15 protein-coding genes and 1 tRNA gene are annotated in these 20,134 nt (G+C 73.7%); 10 read left to right on the top strand and 6 right to left on the bottom strand.

Annotated elements, in window-relative coordinates:
• The first annotated feature begins 91 nt into the window (after positions 1 to 91).
• A complete protein-coding gene (locus tag AB0L06_RS20195; RefSeq protein ID WP_500232569.1) occupies positions 92 to 1,129 on the top strand; it encodes a hypothetical protein in 1,038 nt (345 codons plus the stop codon).
• Between the two features lie 64 nt (positions 1,130 to 1,193).
• Here the strand turns inward: AB0L06_RS20195 and AB0L06_RS20200 are convergent, their stop codons facing one another.
• Positions 1,194 to 2,012 carry a TrmH family RNA methyltransferase gene (locus tag AB0L06_RS20200; protein ID WP_500232570.1) on the bottom strand — a complete coding sequence of 273 codons (819 nt, stop codon included), beginning with the start codon at positions 2,010 to 2,012 and terminating at the stop codon, positions 1,194 to 1,196.
• Positions 2,013 to 2,029: 17 nt separating this feature from the next.
• Positions 2,030 to 3,058, bottom strand: a complete 1,029-nt coding sequence (locus AB0L06_RS20205; protein WP_500232571.1) for an endonuclease/exonuclease/phosphatase family protein — start codon at positions 3,056 to 3,058, stop codon at positions 2,030 to 2,032.
• Between the two features lie 407 nt (positions 3,059 to 3,465).
• Here AB0L06_RS20205 and AB0L06_RS20210 point away from each other — a divergent pair, with 407 nt between their 5' ends.
• The 3 genes from AB0L06_RS20210 to AB0L06_RS20220 all read left to right on the top strand — a co-directional run bounded on the left by AB0L06_RS20210 (position 3,466) and on the right by AB0L06_RS20220 (position 10,544).
• Positions 3,466 to 6,276, top strand: a complete 2,811-nt coding sequence (locus AB0L06_RS20210) for a substrate-binding domain-containing protein (protein WP_500232572.1) — start codon at positions 3,466 to 3,468, stop codon at positions 6,274 to 6,276.
• A gap of 421 nt (positions 6,277 to 6,697) precedes the next feature.
• The gene (locus AB0L06_RS20215) at positions 6,698 to 8,269 is read left to right on the top strand and encodes an RNA polymerase sigma factor (protein WP_500232573.1); all 1,572 of its coding nucleotides are present in this window, start codon (positions 6,698 to 6,700) and stop codon (positions 8,267 to 8,269) included.
• Between the two features lie 328 nt (positions 8,270 to 8,597).
• Complete coding sequence (locus AB0L06_RS20220) at positions 8,598 to 10,544, top strand: RNA polymerase sigma factor (protein WP_500232574.1); 1,947 nt, start codon at positions 8,598 to 8,600, stop codon at positions 10,542 to 10,544.
• 7 nt (positions 10,545 to 10,551) lie between these two features.
• On the opposite strand, the gene AB0L06_RS20225 is transcribed toward AB0L06_RS20220, so the two are convergent.
• Complete coding sequence (locus AB0L06_RS20225) at positions 10,552 to 11,658, bottom strand: phosphotransferase family protein (RefSeq protein ID WP_500232575.1); 1,107 nt, start codon at positions 11,656 to 11,658, stop codon at positions 10,552 to 10,554.
• A 449-nt stretch (positions 11,659 to 12,107) separates the two neighbouring features.
• Between AB0L06_RS20225 and AB0L06_RS20230 the strand changes: the two genes are divergently transcribed.
• Positions 12,108 to 12,815, top strand: a complete 708-nt coding sequence (locus tag AB0L06_RS20230) for a hypothetical protein (RefSeq protein WP_500232576.1) — start codon at positions 12,108 to 12,110, stop codon at positions 12,813 to 12,815.
• A 71-nt stretch (positions 12,816 to 12,886) separates the two neighbouring features.
• Here AB0L06_RS20230 and pdxR read toward each other — a convergent pair whose 3' ends face one another.
• Entirely contained in the window at positions 12,887 to 14,260 is a 1,374-nt protein-coding gene (pdxR, locus tag AB0L06_RS20235; protein ID WP_500232898.1) for a MocR-like pyridoxine biosynthesis transcription factor PdxR, read from the bottom strand.
• Positions 14,261 to 14,333: 73 nt separating this feature from the next.
• Between pdxR and AB0L06_RS20240 the strand changes: the two genes are divergently transcribed.
• From AB0L06_RS20240 to AB0L06_RS20250, 3 genes are all read left to right on the top strand, one after another.
• Complete coding sequence (locus AB0L06_RS20240) at positions 14,334 to 15,011, top strand: pyridoxamine 5'-phosphate oxidase family protein (protein WP_500232577.1); 678 nt, start codon at positions 14,334 to 14,336, stop codon at positions 15,009 to 15,011.
• 34 nt (positions 15,012 to 15,045) lie between these two features.
• Positions 15,046 to 15,645: an oligoribonuclease gene (gene orn / locus AB0L06_RS20245; RefSeq protein ID WP_500232578.1), complete on the top strand. Its 600-nt coding sequence runs from the start codon at positions 15,046 to 15,048 to the stop codon at positions 15,643 to 15,645.
• A gap of 82 nt (positions 15,646 to 15,727) precedes the next feature.
• Positions 15,728 to 15,803, top strand: a tRNA-His gene (locus AB0L06_RS20250).
• A 55-nt stretch (positions 15,804 to 15,858) separates the two neighbouring features.
• On the opposite strand, the gene AB0L06_RS20255 is transcribed toward AB0L06_RS20250, so the two are convergent.
• Positions 15,859 to 17,094 carry a serine hydrolase domain-containing protein gene (locus AB0L06_RS20255; RefSeq protein WP_500232579.1) on the bottom strand — a complete coding sequence of 412 codons (1,236 nt, stop codon included), beginning with the start codon at positions 17,092 to 17,094 and terminating at the stop codon, positions 15,859 to 15,861.
• A gap of 286 nt (positions 17,095 to 17,380) precedes the next feature.
• On the opposite strand from AB0L06_RS20255, the gene AB0L06_RS20260 reads away from it, so the two are divergent.
• Positions 17,381 to 18,622, top strand: a complete 1,242-nt coding sequence (locus tag AB0L06_RS20260) for a cytochrome P450 family protein (RefSeq protein WP_500232899.1) — start codon at positions 17,381 to 17,383, stop codon at positions 18,620 to 18,622.
• Here the strand turns inward: AB0L06_RS20260 and AB0L06_RS20265 are convergent.
• Positions 18,613 to 19,032, bottom strand: a complete 420-nt coding sequence (locus AB0L06_RS20265) for a DUF3592 domain-containing protein (protein WP_500232580.1) — start codon at positions 19,030 to 19,032, stop codon at positions 18,613 to 18,615. The two genes, AB0L06_RS20260 and AB0L06_RS20265, sit on opposite strands and share 10 nt — an antisense overlap.
• Positions 19,033 to 19,369: 337 nt before the next feature.
• Here AB0L06_RS20265 and AB0L06_RS20270 point away from each other — a divergent pair, with 337 nt between their 5' ends.
• Entirely contained in the window at positions 19,370 to 19,972 is a 603-nt protein-coding gene (locus AB0L06_RS20270; protein WP_500232581.1) for a LuxR C-terminal-related transcriptional regulator, read from the top strand.
• Positions 19,973 to 20,134: the final 162 nt, after the last annotated feature.

Consider the following 20,134-nt stretch of genomic DNA (forward strand, 5'->3'; position numbering starts at 1 on the left):
TGCAGATCCGTGTTGGCATGATTCGGGAACGAGACCCGGGGTAGAGCGGGTTTCGGGCGTTCGACGACGACGCGACGGAGGTGGCTCGGGCGTGGCATCGCGGCGAGCAGGCGTTCCGGCTCTGAGGGGTCTCGGCGCTGCGGCGGTGATCGCCGTCGGGGCCTGCATGGTCCCCGCGATCCCGGCGTCCGCCGATCCGACTCCGTCCGATTCGCCGTCGGGCACCACTCCCTCGCCGGCGCCGTTCGGGCTCACGGTGGCCGTGGCGCAGGACGAGGTGAAGGCGGGTCAGACCGCCACCGTCCTCGCGACCGTGTCGAAGGACGACGGCGACTACTCCGGCGCGAAGGTGCAGCTGAGCACGGGCACCGCGCACGTGAACCTCGACCCCACGAACTGCGGGAAGGGCACGCGGCTGACCGCGACGTCCGGCTGCGACCTCAAGAGCGTGACCGGCACGTCCATGGTCGTCCGGCAGAGCTTCACGCTCCCCAAGGCGTACGTGAAGAAGAAGACGTCCGTCACGGTGAGCGTCGCGCTCCTGGACGGCAAGGACGTCAAGAGCGGTTCGGGCACGGTCGTGTTCGACCCGGTGGCGAGCCCGACGCCGACGCCGTCCAGCCCGAAGCCGTCGCCCACGCCGTCCGACACGGGCACGCCCAGCACGCCCAAGCCGACGACGTCGAAGACGAAGACGTCGTCGGGTGGTGGCGGCGGGACGAACAACAACAGCGGTGGTGGCGGGACGAACAACACGTCCTCCAACGGCGGCGGCTACACCCCGCCGAGCACCAACGGCACCTTCAACAGCGCGAACAGCCCGCAGGTCGCGCTGCCGCCGATCAGCGGGAACAACGCGCCGAGCCCGACGGTCGCCGCGCCGGACTCGTCGCTGGCGAGCCCGCAGAGCACGCTGCGCTCCAACCAGCGTCCGATCGCGCAGGAGATGACGTTCCAGCGGGTCGCCAGCACGCAGATCGCGTGGCTCGCGGCGCTGCTGGTGGCGTGCTCGCTGCTGCTGACCCAGCTGCGTCTGGGCCGCCGTCCCGCCCCGTCGGGCGCGGCCGCCGCGAAGCGCTCCAAGGGCGGCGCCCACCGGCGTCCCCGCAACGGCGCGTTCGGCAAGTAAGACCGAAACGAAGGGGACGGACGGTTCAGGTCCGTTCCCTTCGTCGTCTCCTGGTCAGGGGCGTTCAGCGGGAGCGGACGAGGTCGTGGCAGGCGATGGCGGCCGCGGCGACGACGTTGAGCGAGTCGACACCGTTCTCCAGCGCCGTGTCGCTCATCGGGATGCGGACGAGCCGGTCGGCCTCGTCCATCCAGTGGGACGAGAGGCCGTCGCCCTCCGAGCCGAGCATGAGCGCGGCGCGGTCGCCGAAGTCCGCCTCGTCCAGGGGGACGGCGGACGCGTCGGGCGTGAGGGCGAACAGCGCGAACCCGGCGGCGCGGAGCACGCCCAGGTCGTCCCGCCAGTTGGTCATCCGCGCGTACGGGACGGCGAACACCGCGCCCATCGAGACCTTCACCGAGCGGCGGTAGAGCGGGTCGGCGCAGCGCGGCGCGAGGACGACCGCGTCCACGCCGAGCGCCGCGGCGCACCGGAAGATCGCCCCGACGTTTCCGTGATCGACCAGGTCCTCCAGGACGAGGACGCGGCGGGCGGAGGCGACGACGTCCTTGACCGGCGGCAGCGGGAGGCGCTGCATGGAGGCGAGGGCGCCGCGGTGGACGGGGAATCCGGCGACGGCCTCGACGACGTCGTCGTCGGCGACGTAGACGGGGGCGTCGACGCCGTCCAGGAGGTCGGCGAGGGGGTCCAGCCAGCGGCGGGCCATCAGCAGGGAGCGGACGGGGTGGCCGGTGCCGATCGCGCGCCGGATGACCTTCTCGCCTTCGGCGATGAACAGGCCGTGCTCGGCCTCCAGGCTCTTGCGCAGGTTCACGTCCCGCAGCCGGGTGTAGTCGGCGAGGCGGGGATCTGCGGGGTCGGTGACCTGAACCTGGTGGACCATCCTCCCATTGTGCCTGTTCAGGGAAGTTGCAGGCGCGCGAACAGGGCGCGGTGGTCGCTGCCGGGCAGATCGAAGATCTTCACGTCGCGGACCGCGCAGCGCCGGTCGAGCAGGACGTGGTCGATGGTCAGCGGCGGCGCCGCCCGTCCGACGCCCCAGGTCGGGACGAGGCCCTCGCCCGCGCGATCGGCGGCGTCGGCGTAGCCGCGTCCGAGCAGGCGGCGGAGGGTGGCGTGGTCGAGCGTGGCGTTGAAGTCCCCCGCGAGCACACGGGTGACGCCGTCCGCAGGGACTCCGCCAGCGGACGCGGCGGAGGTGCTTCGAGCGGACGGGAGTTCACCCAGGTCACGCTTCCAGTCGCCCAGCGACTCGGCGTTGATGGGCGGGACCGGGTGGACGGCCGTGATCTGGACGCGCCGTCCCCCGGGCAGAGTGAGATCGGCGGACGGCATGGCCATCTGGGTCTTCGGCAGGGGCGGCAGCTCGCGCAAGGGGTACTTCGAATAGAGGCCGGATCCGGCCGCGCCCCAGCGCGTGTCGGTCACCTTGTACGGCAGGAGCCTGGTCAGCCCGGCGCCCTCGTACTTCGCGACGGCCTCGGGCGGGAACTCCTGGAGGCTGAGCACGTCGGCGTTCGTCCGGCGGACGAGGTCGACGATCCGGTTCGGGTCGCCCGAGCCGAACATCAGGTTCGCGGTGAGGACTCGCAGCTCGGGGCCGTGCGCGGCGGGCCGGCCTCCGGGGATCGCGCGCGGCAGGACGGCCGCGAGAAGCCCGGCGGTGACCAGCCCGGCGGCGATCGCGGCACGCGGACGCCGCAGGACGAGCGCCGCGACGATCGGGATCGGCGTGGTCGCCGCGACGTAGGGCGTCACGGCCAGCACCGGCGCGGCGAACACCCCGAGGCCCGGGATCCGGTCGCCGTCCGCCCAGCGGAGCAGCGCGAACGCGCCCCAGGCGGCCACTCCGCCCCAGGCCGCCCAGCTCCGCCAGGCCCGGCCGCGCCGACCTCCGCCGGTCGTGTCGTCTCCGCTGGTCTCGTTCACACCCGCTCCCCCGGTCGCGCGGCTCTCGGCGAGCCCCGTCGTGTGAAGCCGTTCGGTCTCCCATCCTCTGGGACGAACGGGCGCGGAGGAGAGTTGCCCCTCTGCCGGACGTCTCAACCCCGGCTGCCGGACGCCTCGCCCCCGCCGCCGGACGGCCCCGACCCCGCCGCCGGGCGGCCCGCCCGGGGCTCCCGGGAGGCGTGTCGCCAGGGCCGTGAAAGCCCGATGGCGACGCCGTTCCGGGCGTCCCGGGGACTCCCCGGGGTGTCGCACCGAAGCCATGAACCATGGGGACATATGCTCATGACCTGCACCGTCATCGCTTTTGGAGGTCTTTGTAACCTCTGGGTCGTACTACTACAGTGCCGTGGAGCATCGACGGGTTTCTGCTGAAACGAGGACCAGCCGTGAACGGACGTCATCGCAATGACCTCCCGGAAGGGACGCCGGGTGACGGCGGGCGCGACGGCGTCCAGCCGCCCCACGGCCCTGCCGACGAGGGCCGGGCGTCCTCCGACTGGTTCAGCCCCCGGGGCGACGCCCCGGACGAGCAGCTGCCACAGCAGCAGCAGCCGACCGGCGAGTCCGGCGGATACCTGTTCGGACCGTCCGCGCCGCAGGGACAGGGCGGCTACCCGTCCAGCCCGTCCCCGAACGCTGGGCAAGGCGGCTACCCGTCCAGCCCCTCCCCGAACGCTGAGCAGGGCGGCTACCCGTCCAGCCCGCCTCCGAACGCTGAGCAGGGCGGCCATCCGTCCAGCCCACCAGCGAGCGCCGGGCAAGGCGGCTACCCGTCGAACCCGTCCCCGAACGCTGAGCAAGGCGGTTACCCGTCCAGCCCGCCTGCGAGCGCAGGGCAAGGCGGCTACCCGTCCGGCCCGCCTGCGAGCGCCGGGCAAGGCGGCTACCCGTCGAACCCGTCCCCGAGCCCTGAGCAGGGCGGCTACCCGTCTAACCCGTCCCCGAACGCTGAGCAGGGCGGTTACCCGTCCAGCCCGCCTCCGAGCGCTGGGCAGGGCGGTTATCCGGCCGGCCCCGGCGCGGGTGGCGAGCCGGGTCAGTGGTTCTCGGGCCGGGAGTCCGGGCAGCAGCCGACCTACGGTGGGCCGGGCGGGTTCTCCGGCGCGTCCGACGCGGGCGGTTACGGCCTCGGACGGCAGGCCGCCGCCGGGGACGAGTACGGCAGCGGACGCTTCGGCGCCGGCGCGGAAGGCGTGGGCGAGGCGCGGTACGGGCAGGAGGGCGCTTCCCGTCGAGGCCCCCTCCGGTCCGGCTACGGCGACTCGGGCTATGGCGACGAGGACGACAGGCTCGGCCGTCCGGACGACCGTCCGACCGGCTTCTTCGGCGGACGCGCGGGCGAAGGCCCCGGCGGACCGGGCGGCTCGGGTGGTTACGGCGGATCCGGCGGATCCGGCGGATCCGGCGGTTACGGCGGTGGTTCCGGGGACGGCTCGGGCGGCTACGAGAGCGGACGCCGCAGGCGCAAGCGCAGCCTGTCCACGCTGATCGGCCCGATGGCGGGCGCGGTCGGTCTGGCGCTGCTGGCCGGCGTCGGCGTGTACGCGTTCGCCCAGAGCGGCGGCGGGTGCTCGGGCAGCAACGCGATCAACCTCAAGGTCGCGGCGTCCCCGGACATCGAGCCCGCCGTGACCAAGGCCGCCAAGCGCTTCAACGACGACCGGCGCAAGGTCGGCGGGAAGTGCGTCAAGGCGACGGTCTCCCGGAGCCGGCCGTACGAGGTCTCCACCATCCTGTCCGGGACTGCCGTGGACCAGGGCGGCGACCAGCGTCCGGACGTGTGGATCCCCGACTCCTCGCTATGGACGTCCCTGGTGCGCAGCAACTCCAAGGGCGGCGGCTCGGCGGTCGAGCAGACCAAGACCTCGATCGCGACCAGCCCGCTGGTGATCGGGCTGCCCGGGACGCTGGCGTCGGCGCTGAAGAAGCAGGGCGTCACGGCCACGCCGTCGTGGGACAACCTGCTGAAGGCGGCGGGCGGCGTCCAGGGCGGCGGCGTCACCAAGAACCAGATGATCCCGCCGGACAAGATCCGGCTGCTCGTCCCCGACCCGGGCCGCAACGGCGCGGGCATGGCGGCCCTGATGGTCACCAACATCCTGCTGGCCAGCGACGCCAACAAGGACTCGATCTTCACCGGGATCGTCCGGACCGTCCGGGAGAGCACGGTCCCGTCGGTGGACGACCAGTTCAAGCAGTTCCACAAGGGGCAGCGCGCCCGCCAGCCGGTCGCGCTGTCGTCCGAGCAGGCGCTGTTCAGGTACAACAAGACCGGCCCGGCCGAGCCCGCGCAGGCGCTGTACCCCACCGACGGCACGCTGATGTTCGACTACCCGTTCACGGTCACGGCCGCGGATGCCAACCGGCAGAAGGCCGCGCGGCTGCTCGAGCAGGCGATGAGCACCGACGCCACCCGGTCGGACGTGCGCGAACTCGGGTTCCGGTCGGCCGACGGCAAGGCGCCGACCTCGTTCTCCCCGAAGCTCGGCGTGGACGCGGGCCGCGTGCGCCGGCTCCCCGCGCCGAAGACCGCGGACGTCGGCGAGGTCATGCAGGCGTGGTCCAAGCTGTCCCTCGGCCTGCGGATGCTCACCCTGATCGACGTGTCCGGCTCCATGGTCGCGCCGGTCGCGCCGAACACCTCCCGGCTCCAGGCGATCCAGCAGGTCGCGCAGGGCGGGCTGAGCATGATGTCGAACGACACCGAGCTCGGCGTCTGGCTGTTCTCCACGAACATGGGCGCCGGCGGCGTCCCGTACAAGGAGGCCGTGTCGGTCGGCCCGCTCGGCGAGCGGATCGGGTCCAGCACCCGGCGGACGATGATCCTGTCGCAGTTCCAGCAGATGAGGCCGAAGCCGGACGGCGACACCGGCATCTACCGGTCCGTCCTCGCGGCGTACAAGTACATGAAGCGGTCGTACAAGCCGGAGTTCGGGACGTCGATCGTGCTGCTCACCGACGGCACCAACGACGACAAGAACGGCCCGACGCTGAAGGAGACGCTCGCCAAGCTGAAGGCGGAGAAGGACCCGAACAAGCCGATCCAGGTCAACATGATCGGCTTCGGTCCGGAGACCAACCCGGCCGAGCTGAAGCAGATCGCGCAGCTCACCGGCGGTGACGTCGAGGTCGCCAAGACCCCGCAGGAGATCAGCAAGATCTTCCTCGCCATGCTCTCCCGCCGCATCAAGCAGTAGGCCGCCGCCAGGCAGCCCCGCGAACGGCCCCGTCGAGTCACCTCGGCGGGGCCGTTCCTTTACCTCTATCCCCCCGGCGCTCTCGTCACGGACGGAGCACGGGACATCACCTGAAATCACCGAAATTTCTCTGGCAACCCGTGTCAACCGGACGGCGTGGTGGGCCGTCTTTCTGTGTGGAGGCCCGACGGGGAGCGGGGCCGTCGGGCCTCCACACATCTTTCGCGCCTCTTCTTCCGGCGGGCCTTCCCCGGGGGTCGTCCGACCTTCCGCCCGTCCCAGGCATCACCGCTCCGCCGAGCGATCCGGCGGCCCCGGCGGCCCTCCCCGCGCGCGGCACCTTCCGCGCGTCGCCCCGGTTTCCGCGCCAGGCTGCGAGCACGATCCCCGAATCCCCTGTGCCTGCCCACGGGAGGACCTCGTGTCCGGTTGGCCCACGCTCGATCGCCAGGACGACGAACGACTGGCCCGTTCCCTCGCCAGATCGGGGGCGCACGTCCTTTCCGGACCACCGCCCGGCGACGCGACCGCGCCGTTCCAGGTGGCCGACACCGACGCCCTCGCACGCCTGGTGGACGCCTACGCCGCCCGCCTGTTCGACTACTGCCACGCCCTGCTGCGCGACCAGGACCAGGCGGCCCGCGCCCTCCACGCGGCGTTGCTCGCGGCCTACGCGCACGCGGGACGGCTCGCCGATCCGGCGAGTTTCCGCGCGTGGCTGTACGCGCTCGCGCGGAACGAGTGCCTGCGCCGGCTGCGCGATCCGCGGCGTCCGGCCGAGCGGAGCGAGGCCCCCGAGGTCGAGGACGTGTTCCTGGACGAGGCGGAGCGCGCCCGCCGCCTCGCGACCCGGCGGCTCGTCCACGCCGCCCTCGGTGACCTGCGCGGCCCCGAGCGCGAGTCGCTGGACCTGCTGCTGCGGCACGGCCTGGAGACCGTCGAGGTCGCGGCCGTCCTCGACCTGCCCACACCCCGCGCGGACGAGCTGACCCGGCAGGCGCGGCGCAGGCTGGACGACGCGCTCGCCGCCGCCGTCATCGCCCGCACCGGACGCGACGACTGCCCCGAGGTCGCCGCGCTCGCCGGGGACACCGCCGACGAGGCGCCGCTGCCCCCAGCGGCGGTGCGGCGGCTGATCCGGCACATCGAAGCGTGCCCGGTCTGCCGCGAGCGCCGCGGCCGGACGGTCTCGACCGCGCGGCTGCTGCAGGTGCTGCCGATCGCGCTGATGCCCGCGGACCTGCGTCCGGCCGTGCTGTCCGCCGCGTCCGACCCGTCCCGGTTCGACAGGCTGCTGGCCGCGGCCGAGCGCGCCGAGCCGTTCGACGATGAGGGCTGGCCGCTCTCCCTCGACGGCTCCGGCACCGGCACCGGCTCCGGAGGGGAGGACGAGCCGGAACGGCAGTCCCCGCGCTTCTGGCCCGCCATCGCCGCGGCCGCCGCGGTCATCCTGATCGTCGCCGTCGGGTTCTTCCTGATGCCCGGCTCGCCCGGGAACACGAGCGCGAACGGCACGCCGCACCCGTCCGGAAGCTCCGACCCGGACGCGTCGGACGCGCCGTCCTCATCCGACCCGTCCGAAACCCCGTCCCCCACCCAGAGCACGTCGCCGTCGCCGACCGTGTCGTCCGCCTCGCCGTCCCCGCGCTCCCCGAGCCCGGCCCACCATTCACCCCGTCCGGTCGTCACGCATTCGACACCGCCGCCCGGCCCGACGCACACCGTCCCGGCCGGACGGCTCGCCGTCTCCCCGGGAAGCTGCACGCTGTCCACGCAGAAGACGTCCTGCCCGATCACCGTCGTGGCCGTCGGGGGACCCGTGACCTGGAGCGTCGGCGCGGACGCGCCGCTCGTCGCGCAGGGCGGCGGCACCCTCCGCACCGGTGGCTCCGGACACGCGACGATCACTCTGCCGTCCTGTGACCAGAGCGGTTCCGGCACCGTGTCGTTCACCCCGGGCGGGTCCGTCGCGGTGTCCTGGGTCTGCCAGTGACACCCCGGAACGATCTCCGGGAGTGATCATCCGGGCCTGGACGCGTGAGCGGAACGATCACGCTCGGCGCGAGACTCACGACGCAACGTCGAGCCCGGAGGGCCTCCGAGGCGAAAAGGAGACTTTCCTCACAGTGCGATAAACGCTGTGGTCAGCGGGCGGACGGGCCCGCGGATCCCGGGGTCCCGGTCGTCCGAAATCAGGCATGGCGCCAATCGGCGGGCGAGCGGTGGCAAGATCGGTCAACCAGGCAGCCGGTCCCTCTTCGGGCCGGCGCGGGAAGTGACCGCCGCGGGAAGTGACCGCGAACTCATCCGGGAGGCACCACGTGACCGGTCGAGCCGTGCCCGGCGCGATCGACGACGCCCGGCTCGTGGAAGCGCTGCGCACGGGCGACGTCATCGCGCTCAGCGAGGTGTACGACACCTTCGCGCCGTCCCTGTTCGACTACTGCCACGGGCTGCTGCGCGACCGTGTCGAGGCCGCCGGCGCGCTGCGCCACTGCCTGTTCTCGGCGCGCGAGCACGTCACCGGTCTGCGCGAGCCCCGGCGGCTGCGCGGCTGGCTGTACGCGATCGCGCGCAAGGAGAGCCTGCGCCGCCGCGAGGACCCGACGCGCAGCACGGGCCAGGAGGCCCCCGAGACGGGCGCGGACGAGATGTCCCGGCAGGAACGCGGACGGCTGCTCGAGCGACGCGAGCTCGCGCACGCGGCCCTCGGCGCGCTGGACGGACGCCAGCGGGAGATGCTCGACCTGGCCATCCGGCACGGACTGCCCGCCCCCGACCTGGCGAAGATCTTCGGGACGGCCCCCGACGAGACGGAGGCCGCGCTCGGCGAGGCCCGCGCCGCGCTCGCGAACGGCCTGCGCGCCGCGATGGTCGCGCGACGCCACTCCCGCGAGTGTCCCGGCCTCTCCGCCCTGCTCCCGCAGTCGTGGCCGCCCGCGCCGCCGCAGGCCCGCGCGCTCGGCGAGCACGTCGCGTCCTGCCGGGTGTGCGCGGCCCAGCCGGTGCCGGACCTCCCGTCCGACCAGGTCCTCGGCTACATGCCGATCGCCGCGGTCCCGGCCGACCTGCGCCTGGACATCCTCAACGCCGCCGCCTCCCCCGGACGCGCCGAGGCCCGCCGCGCCGCCGCCGCGCTCTCCGAGCCGCTGGACCCGGACGGCTGGCCCACCCCGTACAGCGCGCGCCGCTCCAAGCGGGGCCGACGCGCCCGCGCGAACGACGCCCGTCCGCCCGTCCCGGCAGCACAGCCGCTCGCCGCGCCCGTCGCGGACGCGGCCCCTGGCGCCGGATGGGAGTCGCCCTCCGAGACCACGCGGGAGGACCTCGCCCCGGCGCAGAACTGGAACACCGAGGCGACCGCCCCCGACGGCGGACGCCCCGCGCCCGATGGGGGACGTCACGCTGCCGACGTGATCGGGTCGGGGGCGCCGGACACGACGCTCACCTTCGACGTCGTTCCCGGCGACGCCGCCGCGACCGGGCAGGCCCCAGCGGGCGGGCTCGCGCAGGGACGCGGACCGGCGGGCGGCGGCGGACGCCACTCGCGGGACGCGTCGTCCGGCAACGGCGATGGGGACGACGGCGACCAGCTGACGCCGCGGCGGTCCGGACGCATCCCCGAGGACGGGGACCGCTGGGTCGCCGGTGAGCTGCGCAGCGAGCGCGGACGCAAGCGGGCCATGCTCGCCGGGGTCGGCGGCGTGGCAGCCGTGGCGGTCCTCGGCGCTTCGGTGGCGGCGTTCGCGGGCGGCGGCGGAGGCGGCGGGTCGTCCGCCGCGAAGGGCGGGCACACGGCCACGCCCTCGCCGTCCGAAACCGTCGTGGAGCCGTCCATGACGGGCGCGGCATCGCCCTCGGGGTCGCCGACGCTGCATCCGAAGAAGGGGTCGGCGTCGCCGACCCGCACGCCGTCCGAGAAGCCGTCGTCGCCGACGACCTCGCCCACCGCCCACACGCATGCCCCGCCCCCGCCCGTGCCGCACTCGCCTCCGCCGTCCCACACGCCGCGTCCGGGGACGCTGTCGGTGGCCGGGTGCAGCATCGGCCTCGGCAGGAGCTGCGAGATCACCGTGACGGCCACCGGCGGGTCCGTGACCTGGCGCGTCGTGGGCGTCTCGAACGGCCTGTCCGCGTCCGGCGGGGGGACGCTGTCGCCCGGCCAGTCCGCGACGGTGCACGTGCGGCGGGAGAGCATGTGCCTGGGCTCGCGGACGGGCCAGGTGGCGTTCTCGCCGTCCGGCGTCGCCGCCGTCAGCTTCTGCTGAACCGGCCCTACCAGGGAGAACGCGCGTCCAGAATGCCGTGCGCGCGTTCGAGCAGCACCGGCACGGCCGAGCCGATCTCCTCGAAGCCCTCGCCGACCGTGGCGTGCTGCAGGAACCTCGCGTGGATGCCCTCCAGGATGACCGCGAGCTTGAAGCACGCGAACGCCACGTAGTAGTCGAGGTCGGAGAGGTCGTGGCCGGTCAGCGCGGCGTACCGTTCGGCGAACCCGCGGCGCGTCAGGAATCCGGGCGCGGTGGTGATCGTCGCGCCGACCGGGAGCAGCACCGGGTCGGTCGCCTCGGCCCAGTAGACCAGCGTCAGGCCCAGGTCGGACAGCGGGTCGCCGAGCGTGGACATCTCCCAGTCCACGACGGCGGCGATCTCCGGCTCGGGCTCGAGCCGGGCCAGCGCGTTGTCGAGCCGGAAGTCGCCGTGGACGAGCCGGGCCGGGGCGTCGTGCGCGGGCAGGGCCGGGAGCCGGTCCGCGAGCCGCGCGACGAGCCGGTCGTATTCGGGCAGGTCGCGCTCGGTCCCGGTGGCGTGGATCGCGTCCCGCGACGCGTCCCACTGCCTGCCCCAGCGGCGCAGCTGCCGCTCCATGTACCCGTCCGGACGGCCGAAGCCCGCGAGCCCGGCCTTCTCGACGTCCACGGTGTGGATCGCGGCGAGCGCGGCGGCGAGCGCCTCGCTGAGCCCGCGCGCCCGCTCCGGGGTGACGTCGGGGGCCTCCTCGGGGGTGCGCAGGACGCGGCCGTCCACGAAGTCCATCAGGTAGAAGCGCGCGCCGATGACCTCCTCGTCCTCGCACAGCGCGAGCGCCGTAGGGACGGGGACGCCGGTGCCGTGCGCGGCGAGCGCGGACAGCACCCGGTGCTCGCGTCCCATGTCGTGCGCGGTCGGCAGGACGTGCCCGAGCGGCGGACGCCGCAGGACGATCCGGTCGCGGTCGCCGCCGTCCAGCGTGATCGCGTAGGTGAGGTTGGACCGTCCGCCCGCGATCACCTCGATCCCGGTGATCCGCCCGGACCCGGGCAGCTCGCGGGCCAGCCAGGCGGCCAGCCGGGGCGCGTCGATGCCGGGCACCCCGGCCGGGAGTTCAGCGTCTGCCGTCATGAGGCCCTATTAGAACGCGGCTCGGTTCCCCTGTGAAGCCCGCTCCGCAACCGCTGTGAGGTCCGCCCCGCCACCGCTGTGAGGCCCGCCCCGCCACCGCCCCTCGGCCCCACCGGGATCCCGGCGGGAGGCCGTGGCGCCCCGGCCGGATCCGGCCGCCGCGCGCATCACCGTTCCCGGCCGTCCCAGCAGCCCGTCACCTGCGTGTTCGTCACCGTGCGAGGAGTGACGCGCGGCTGATGGACGCGGGTGCGCGCAGGAATGTCGCCCTCCCAGGTGAGAGCTGACTCCGGCGGGGGTAGTCATCAGCGCACAAGGCACGAAAGCCTAATAAAGAGCCATCCAAACCGGCCCAGAGCGGGCCGACCGGACGCAGGTCCGGCCGGGCACGAAGGCAAGGACCGGACCGACCGGGGCCGTGACACGCGCCCCATTGGGGGGGACGCACCGTGGCCGACGCATGGCTGCCCGCAGCCGTCCGGCTGCCGGCACGACAGGACGGCGGCGCCCTGCGGGGCGGAGCCCCCCGGGCCGTCTGGCTGACCAGCGGATCCGATCCGCGCGCCGTGTCGGCGCGATCGCTCGCCGCCGACCTCGCCAAGATCGGACGCCCCGCGCACCTGGTCTGGAACCCGCTCTCGGGCGAGCTCGTCCAGCAGATCCCGATCCTCCGGGCGTCCCTCGCGCTCGCCGAGGACGGCCCCGGGGCCGACTCCGGACCCGCGCGCGAGGGCCGGATCTGCACGCAGATCATGGTCGTCGGGGAGGCCCGCGAGCCGTTCACCGGCGGCCCGCTGACCGGCCTCGACCCGATCCTGCGCTGGCTGGACGGCTGGGGCGTCGCGCGCCGCTGGCCCGCCGGGCCGCCGCTGCCGACGCCGCAGTCCTACGAGTCCCGCCGCGAACGCCGGGCCTGGGCGCGCGGCGGGCACTTCGGCGCGTCCCAGGTGCCGGACGTCGTCCGGCCCGACCCGGGAGGCATCGACGTCCGCCGCCTCACCGGCCCCGAAACCGCGCTCCCCGCACTCGCCCGCCCGCGCCCGGCCGCGGGTGAAGACGGGCCGCTCGGCAACGGCTCCCGCAGAACACTCCTCACCCGCGCGGCCCCTCCCACGCCCCCGCCGGCCCCCCGCCCCGTCCCGGTCAACGCTCACTAGGAGAGGTCCCCGCCGCCGCGCTCGCACCGCCACGGTCACGCCCCGGCCGTCGCCCCGTCCCGCAGGCCCCGTCAGGCCGCGGCGGAGGCTGAGGTGACGAGGCGGCGGACGAGGGCGCAGCCCGTGCGGAGTTCGGCCCGTCCCGAGACCGCGCCGTACCCGATGACCAGCCCGGAGAACCGCGCCGGACCGGCGTGGTGGTGCTCCAGGACGTCCAGCAGGACGCCGTGCCGGACGGCCTCGGCGGCGATCGCCTCGGCGCGGCCCGGCGGCAGCGACACCACCAGGTGCAGCCCGGCGGTGTCGCCGACCAGCGGCAGCCCGGCGAGCTCCTCGGTCACCACGGCGCGGCGGCGGGCGTACTCGGCGCGCATCCGGCGGAGGTGCCGCTCCAGGTCGCCGCGCTCCAGCAGCAGCCGGACGGCCTCCTGGGACACCGCGGCCGTCCGGTCGGCGAGCTCGATCCGGCGGCGCGCGACGGCCGCCGCCAGCTCCGGGCGGGCCACCAGCCAGCCCACCCCCACGTCCGAGGTGAGGATCTTGGCGGTGGTGCCGAGGTGCACCACGACCTCGGGGTCCAGGTCGAACAGCGCGGGCAGCGGCGCGACGTCGTAGCGGAACTCGCCGTCGTAGTCGTCCTCCACGACCAGCGCGCCGGTGCGCCGCGCCCACGCCAGCAGCGCCTGCCGCCGCGGCACCGGCAGGACGCCGCCCAGCGGGTACTGGTGGGACGGCGTCGTGTACACCATGCGCAGGTCGTCGGGCAGCGCGTCCACGACGAGGCCGTGCTCGTCGACCGGGCACGGGACGGGCGTCATGCCGCGCGCGGTCAGCACCGTCCGGGCGCGGGCCCAGCCCGGGTCCTCGACGCCGACGCGGTCGCCGGGACGCAGGACGGTCGCGGCGAGCAGGTCCAGCCCGTTGCCGATGCCGCGGGTGACGACGACGGCGTCCGCCGCGCAGGACACCCCGCGGCTGCGCCGCATGTGCTCGGCCAGCGCCGCGCGGAGGGCGGGCCGCCCGCGCGGGTCCGGGCGCGCGGACGGGACGGCCGCCGCCGCCATCCGCCACGCGCGCCGCCACGCCGGGCCGTCCAGGCCGCCGACCCATGACGCGCCGGGCCGCAGATCGATCACGCCGTCGGGCACGGACCGCTCGTGCGGCTCCGGGCCGTCCCAGGCCGGACGCGGCGCCGGGACGATCTCGGTCACGTACGTGCCGGACCCGTGCCGTCCCTCCAGCCAGCCCTCCGCGTACAGCTGCCCGTACGCCTCGGTGACCACCGTCCGGCTGACGCCGAGCGCCGCCGCGAGCGCCCGCCCGGACGGCAGCCGCTCCCCCGCGACGATCCGTCCGTCCCGCAGCGCCGCCCGCAGCTGCCCGGCGAGCTGGGCGCCGAGCGGCTCGGCCCGCTCCCGGTCCACGGTGAGCGGCAGGTCGAACATCGCCAAAGTGGTCTCCCGGAATCGCTCTGAAGTGGCCCTTCTTCCCAGTCCACTCGCCTCCTAGCGTATTTCCATGAGCCCAACGAACAGCGCGCCGGCCCCGGACCTGTCCAGCACCGACCGCACCCGCCTCGGCCGCAAGCGCGACCGCGGACGGGCCGAGAGGGCCGACCTCCACGCCGTCCTCGACGCGGGGTGCGTCTGCCACATGGGGATCGTGGTGGACGGCTCGCCGCGCGTCCTGCCCACCGCCTACGGACGCGACGGGGACACCCTCTACCTGCACGGGTCCTCCGGCGCGTCCAGCCTGCTGGCGGCCCCGGGGAGCGAGATCTGCGTCACCGTCACGCACGTGGACGGCCTGGTCCTCAGCCGCTCGGCCAACCACCACTCGGTGAACTTCCGCAGTGCGATGATCTACGGCGTCCCGCGCCTGGTCACCGGCACGGACGAGAAGCTCCTCGGCCTGCGCGCGGTCGTGGAGAACGTCGCCCCCGGCCAGTGGGACGCCACCCGCGCGCCCACCCGCAAGGAGATCGCCGAGACCGCCGTCCTCGCCCTCCCCCTGGACGAGGCGTCGGTCAAGATCCGCGAGGGCGCCCCGGGAGACGAGCCGGAAGATCACGCGCTCGACATCTGGGCGGGCGTCGTCCCGGTCCGGACGACCTACGGCGAACCGGTCCCCGATCCCGCGCTCCGGCCGGGCATCCCGGTCCCCGGGCACATCCTGGCCACGTTCCAATCCGGATGACCCACCGCCCTCCGAGGGGCCGTATGGTGAACCCATGAATGAGCGGCTCGTATGGGTGGACTGTGAGATGACCGGCCTCGACCTGCGCAACGACGCGCTGATCGAGATAGCCGCACTGGTCACCGACAGCGAGCTGAACATCCTCGACGAGGGCGTCGACGTGGTGATCAAGCCGCCGCAGGAGTCCCTCACCCAGATGAGCAAGATCGTGCGCGACATGCACACCTCGTCGGGCCTGCTGGACGTCCTGCCCGGCGGCGTCACCCTCGCCGAGGCCGAGCAGACCGTCCTGGACTACGTCCGCAAGCACGTCCGGGAGCCGAAGAAGGCCCCGCTCTGCGGCAACTCCATCGCCACCGACCGCTCCTTCCTGGCCCGCGACATGCCCGCCCTGGACGGCCACCTCCACTACCGCATGGTCGACGTCTCGTCGATCAAGGAGCTTTCCCGCCGCTGGTACCCGCGCGCCTACTTCGCCAGCCCGGAGAAGAAGGGCGGCCACCGCGCCCTCGCGGACATCACCGAGTCGATCGTCGAGCTCCGCTACTACCGCGCGGCGGTCTTCGTCCCGCAGCCCGGCCCGGACTCCGAGCACGCCCGCGCCCTGGCCGACGAGATCCTCTCCCAGGCCTGACCGGGACCGCTCCGGAAATCGGGGGCGCGACCACCCCCCGCGAACCGCTACACTGATTCTCGCCGGGCAAGCCCCGGTCATGGTGGGTGTAGCTCAGCTGGCAGAGCACTTGGTTGTGGTCCAAGATGTCGGGGGTTCAAGTCCCCTCACTCACCCCAGCTCCGAAGGGGCCGAATCCGGGAAGATCGGATTCGGCCCCTTCGTCTTTTCTCCTTACTTCGGCATCAGGTCCGGGTCGAAGGTGGCCGCGGCGAGCTTCATGACGTAGGGCGCCTCCGAGCCGTCCTTGTTGCCCGTGGGGTTGATCGAGTAGACGGCGACGCGGCGCAGGTCGCGGGTGGCGAACATGCCGCTGGTGTAGCCGGGACGGGAGCCGGTCTTGCCCCAGACCGTCACGCCGTTCGGCAGGGTCAGCCTCATCAGGCCCGCGCTGAAGCAGGCGTGCCCGGTGTCGGATCCCATGTTGCAGTGGGAGCCGTCGGCGTACTTCACGTCCGGGACGGTGAACATGGCGCCCATCATGGAACGCGGCACTACGCGTCCCTGGAAGATCGCGCGGATGAAGCGGGTCAGGTCGTCCCCACTGGAGATCACTCCGCCCTCGGCCCACGGATAGGGGCTCTGCTCCGACACGTCATGCAGGACGGTCCCGCCGTTCTCGGTCACGGCCACGTAGCCGTGCGAGTGGCGGCCGGGGAGGCGCGGGTCGCGGCGGTCGAGGACGTAGGTGGAGCGGAGGTTCAGCGGCCGGAGGACGCGCTGCCGCACCTCGTCGGCGTAGGAGCGTCCGGTCGCCTTCTCGATGAGCATTCCGGCGACGTAGTAGTTGAGGCCGTTGTAGCGCTGGCTGGTGCCGGGCGGGAAGTCCATGGGCGTGGTCATCGCGTCGGTGACGATCTGCCGCGGCGTCCAGCTGTCGAAGCGGTGGTCGACGAACCAGCGGTTCGGGTCCCCCTGCGGTTCCCCGAGGTGGCCGCTCGTGGGCAGGCCGCTGCTGTGGTCGAGCAGCTGCCGGACAGTGACCCGCGGATACTTCGCGGGCAGCAGCCCCGGCATGTAGTGCTGGACGCTCTGGTCGAGGTCGATCCTGTGCTCGGCGGCGAGCTGCAGGACGACCACGGCGGTGAACACCTTCGAGATGCTGCCCGCCCGGAACGTGCCGTCCAGCGGCACGGGCGTCCCGGTCCGGACGTTCCCGACACCGGACGTCCCGCTCCACTGCCCGGCCGGTCCGGTCACCTTGGCCAGGGCTCCGGTCACCGTCGCGTTGGGCAGACCTCCGATGGCGGCTCGCAGCATCGCCGGGTCCAGCGGCGGAAGCGGATCGGCGGGCCCTGTCCGCGTGGCGGGCTTCCGCGTCGCCGTCGTCTGCGCCGCCGAAGCGGCCGCGGTCCCCACCGCCACGGATGCCGCCAGGACGGCCGCAGTGAGCACCAATGGGCGTCTCATCCCCGTTTTCCTCATGTGATCGAGTAGACCGGTGGACACCCCTCCGGGCCGATACCACTGGCTGCCGTCTTCGGGGTGGCCCTGGCACCACCCCCGGGAGGCACGGGAAGGTGGCGGGGCCGTGGTGGTAGTGGGGCCCTTGGGGTCAGGGTGACGGCCCGTGGCTGCGGTTACACATGGACAGGACGCATCGTTCCGCAGCGTTCGGGCGACCGCCGGGAGGGGTCGCCCGGAGCGTGACAGCGACGGAGAGAACACCGTGACCAACCCCGTGACCGTGGACCTGATGGACGCCGACCTGCTGCGCGACCCGTTCCGGGGGTACTCCCTGCTGCGCGAGCGGTCGCCCATGGTGCAGGTCGCCTTCGGCGGGGCGGGGTCGCCGCTGTGGCTCGTCACCCGCTACGAGGACGTCCGGTCGGTGCTGGGCGACCGGCGGTTCGTCAACAGCCCGGCGAACGTGCCGGGGCTCGGGCTGAAGGACGTCCGGGAGGCGACGGTCCGGAGCGTGGGCATCGCGGACGAGTACGTGCCGTACCTGCTCGGCACCGTCCTCGACGTCGACGGGGACGATCACCTGCGGCTGCGGCGGCTGGTCGCCAAGACGTTCACGCCCCGGCGCGTCCAGGAGATGCGGCCCCGCGTCCAGGAGATCACCGACGGGCTGCTCGACCGGCTGCCCGCCGGCGACGGCGTGGTGGACCTCGTGGAGCACTTCGCCTACCCGCTGCCGATCACGGTGATCTGCGAGCTGGTCGGCATCCCCGAGGAGGACCGCGAGCTGTGGCGGGTGTGGGGCGCCGCCCTGCTCCGCCAGGACGAGCCGCAGGGCATGGGCGCCGCCGTCGCGGGCATCGTCGACTACATCCGCGAGCTGATCCCGCGGCGCCGCGCCGAGCCCGCCGACGACCTGCTCACCGCGCTGATCCGGGCGCACGACGAGGACGGCTCGGCGCTCAGCGGGTTCGAGCTGGTCACGATGGTGCTGGCGCTCGTCCTGGCCGGGCACCAGACGACCGCGCACCTGATCGGGAACGGGATCGTGGCGCTGCTGGACCACCCTGACCAGCTCGAACGGCTGCGCGCCGACCCGTCCGGGCTGATGCCGGGGGCCGTCCACGAGCTGATGCGCTGGTGCGGGCCGGTGCAGGCCACCCGGTTCCGGTTCGCGACCGAGGACGTCGTGATCGGCGGCCGGATCCTGCGGAAGGGCTCGCCCGTCCAGGCCAGCCTCGTCTCCGCCAACTTCGACCCGCGCCGCTTCGACGACCCGCACCGGTTCGACATCACCCGCCAGCCGGACGGGCGCCGCGAGGCCCATGTCGGCTTCGGGCACGGCATCCACTACTGCCTGGGCGCGGCCCTCGCCCGCCAGGAGGCCGAGGTCGCGTTCACCGCCCTCCTCGCGCGGTACCCGGAGCTCTCCCTGGCCGTCCCGAGGGACGAGATCGCCCGGACGCGGGTGCCGGGCGTGTGGCAGCTGGGGGCGCTGCCCGTCCGGCTCGGCCGGGCCGTTGATCAGGAGTAGGTGCTGATCGTGATCAGGGCGCCGATGCTGCTCGCGCCCGCGCCGAGGAGGATGAACACGACGCCCATCACGGTGCCCACTCCGAGGAGGTTCTCCGGGCGGGCGCGGTCGGGACGGGCCGGGTCGTAGACGACGGTCACCTGGTCGCCGGGACGGGAGCGGGCCGGGTTCGTCCCCACGTCGGACTCGGTCTGGACGAACGAGCCGTCCAGCGTGTGGAAGTGCAGGACGGGGTAGTAGTTGCCGCCGGTCTGCGACCCCCGCTCGAACTTCAGCCGGTCGACGACGCCGGGGACGCGGTGCCCGTGTCTCCGCAGGTACCGGGTCTTGCGAATGCTGTACACGCCCGCCCCGGCGAAGAGCAGGCCGAAGAGGATGAACGCGGGCGGAAGGTACTGGTGCGTGCTCATTTGGGGCGCTTCGTCGAGATCATTGCGGGCCAGTCTCCCGCACCGGCCTCCCCCCGGCCAGCGAGCCACGACCGTCCGGCGACCCGCCTCGGCCGAGGAACCGCAATCGGCCAGTGCCGGACGGCGTTCTTACGCGTTCGGTTGAAGGTTGTTGCGAGTCGGTTCGGATGTCGTGTGCGGTGGCGTGGGGGGCGCGAGACGACGGATGAACTGGGCAAATGCCTCCGATCGGTCGTGTGGCGGGGCCTCGGGAGGCGCGGACGGGAACCGTGCGTCCGCCGGACCCCGTGGTATCCGAATGATCGTCGGGTTATGCTCCTGCCCTGCACTGCCCACCGTGAACGCGACCACCGGAGACGGGATGAGCGTGGACGAGACGGCCCCCCTTCGCGTACTGGTGGTGGGCGGTGACGCCTCCGCCAGAGCGGACGTCGCCCGCCTGCTGTCGGCCAGCGACGAGCTGAACGTGGTCGCCGAGGCCGAGCAGGCCGCCGCGGCGGTCGAGCTGGCCGGCCGGCTGCGGCCCGACATCGTCCTGCTGGACGCGTCCGCCGCGCGTGCCGGACGCACCGCCGAGCTGGCCCGCGCCGCCCGCGTGTTCGTCCTCGCCGGACCGGACGACCCCACCGCGGTCGACTCGGCCGTGCGCGGCGGCGCCTGCGGCCACCTGGTCCCGGGCGCGTTCACCGCCCGCGACGTCCTGCGCGGCGTCCGGGACGCGAGCCGGATCAGCATGGGCCTGTCCGCCCGCGAGTCCGAGGTGATGGACCTGATCGCCACCGGACGCTCCAACGGCGAGATCGCCCGGCAGCTCTTCCTCAGCGAGAAGACCGTCAAGAACCACGTGAACCGGATCTACGCCAAGCTCGGCGTCAGCTCCCGCGCCACCGCCATCGCCTTCTGGCGCGGCATGGTCAGCGTCCTCCCCAGCCGCGACTGACCCTCGCGATCGCGAAGGGCCCTCCTGTGCGCGTTGTGATCGCGTTCTCCAGGCCGCGGTGGTCCCTCGGGGCGACGTGATCAACGTCCTTCGGGGGCGCGGATGGCGGCGTTCCGGGGGGTGGACGGCCCGGGGGCGTGGGGTTGGATAAACCGATTCGCG

The organism is Spirillospora sp. NPDC052269 (assembly GCF_040679435.1).
GTDB lineage: Bacteria > Actinomycetota > Actinomycetes > Streptosporangiales > Streptosporangiaceae > Spirillospora.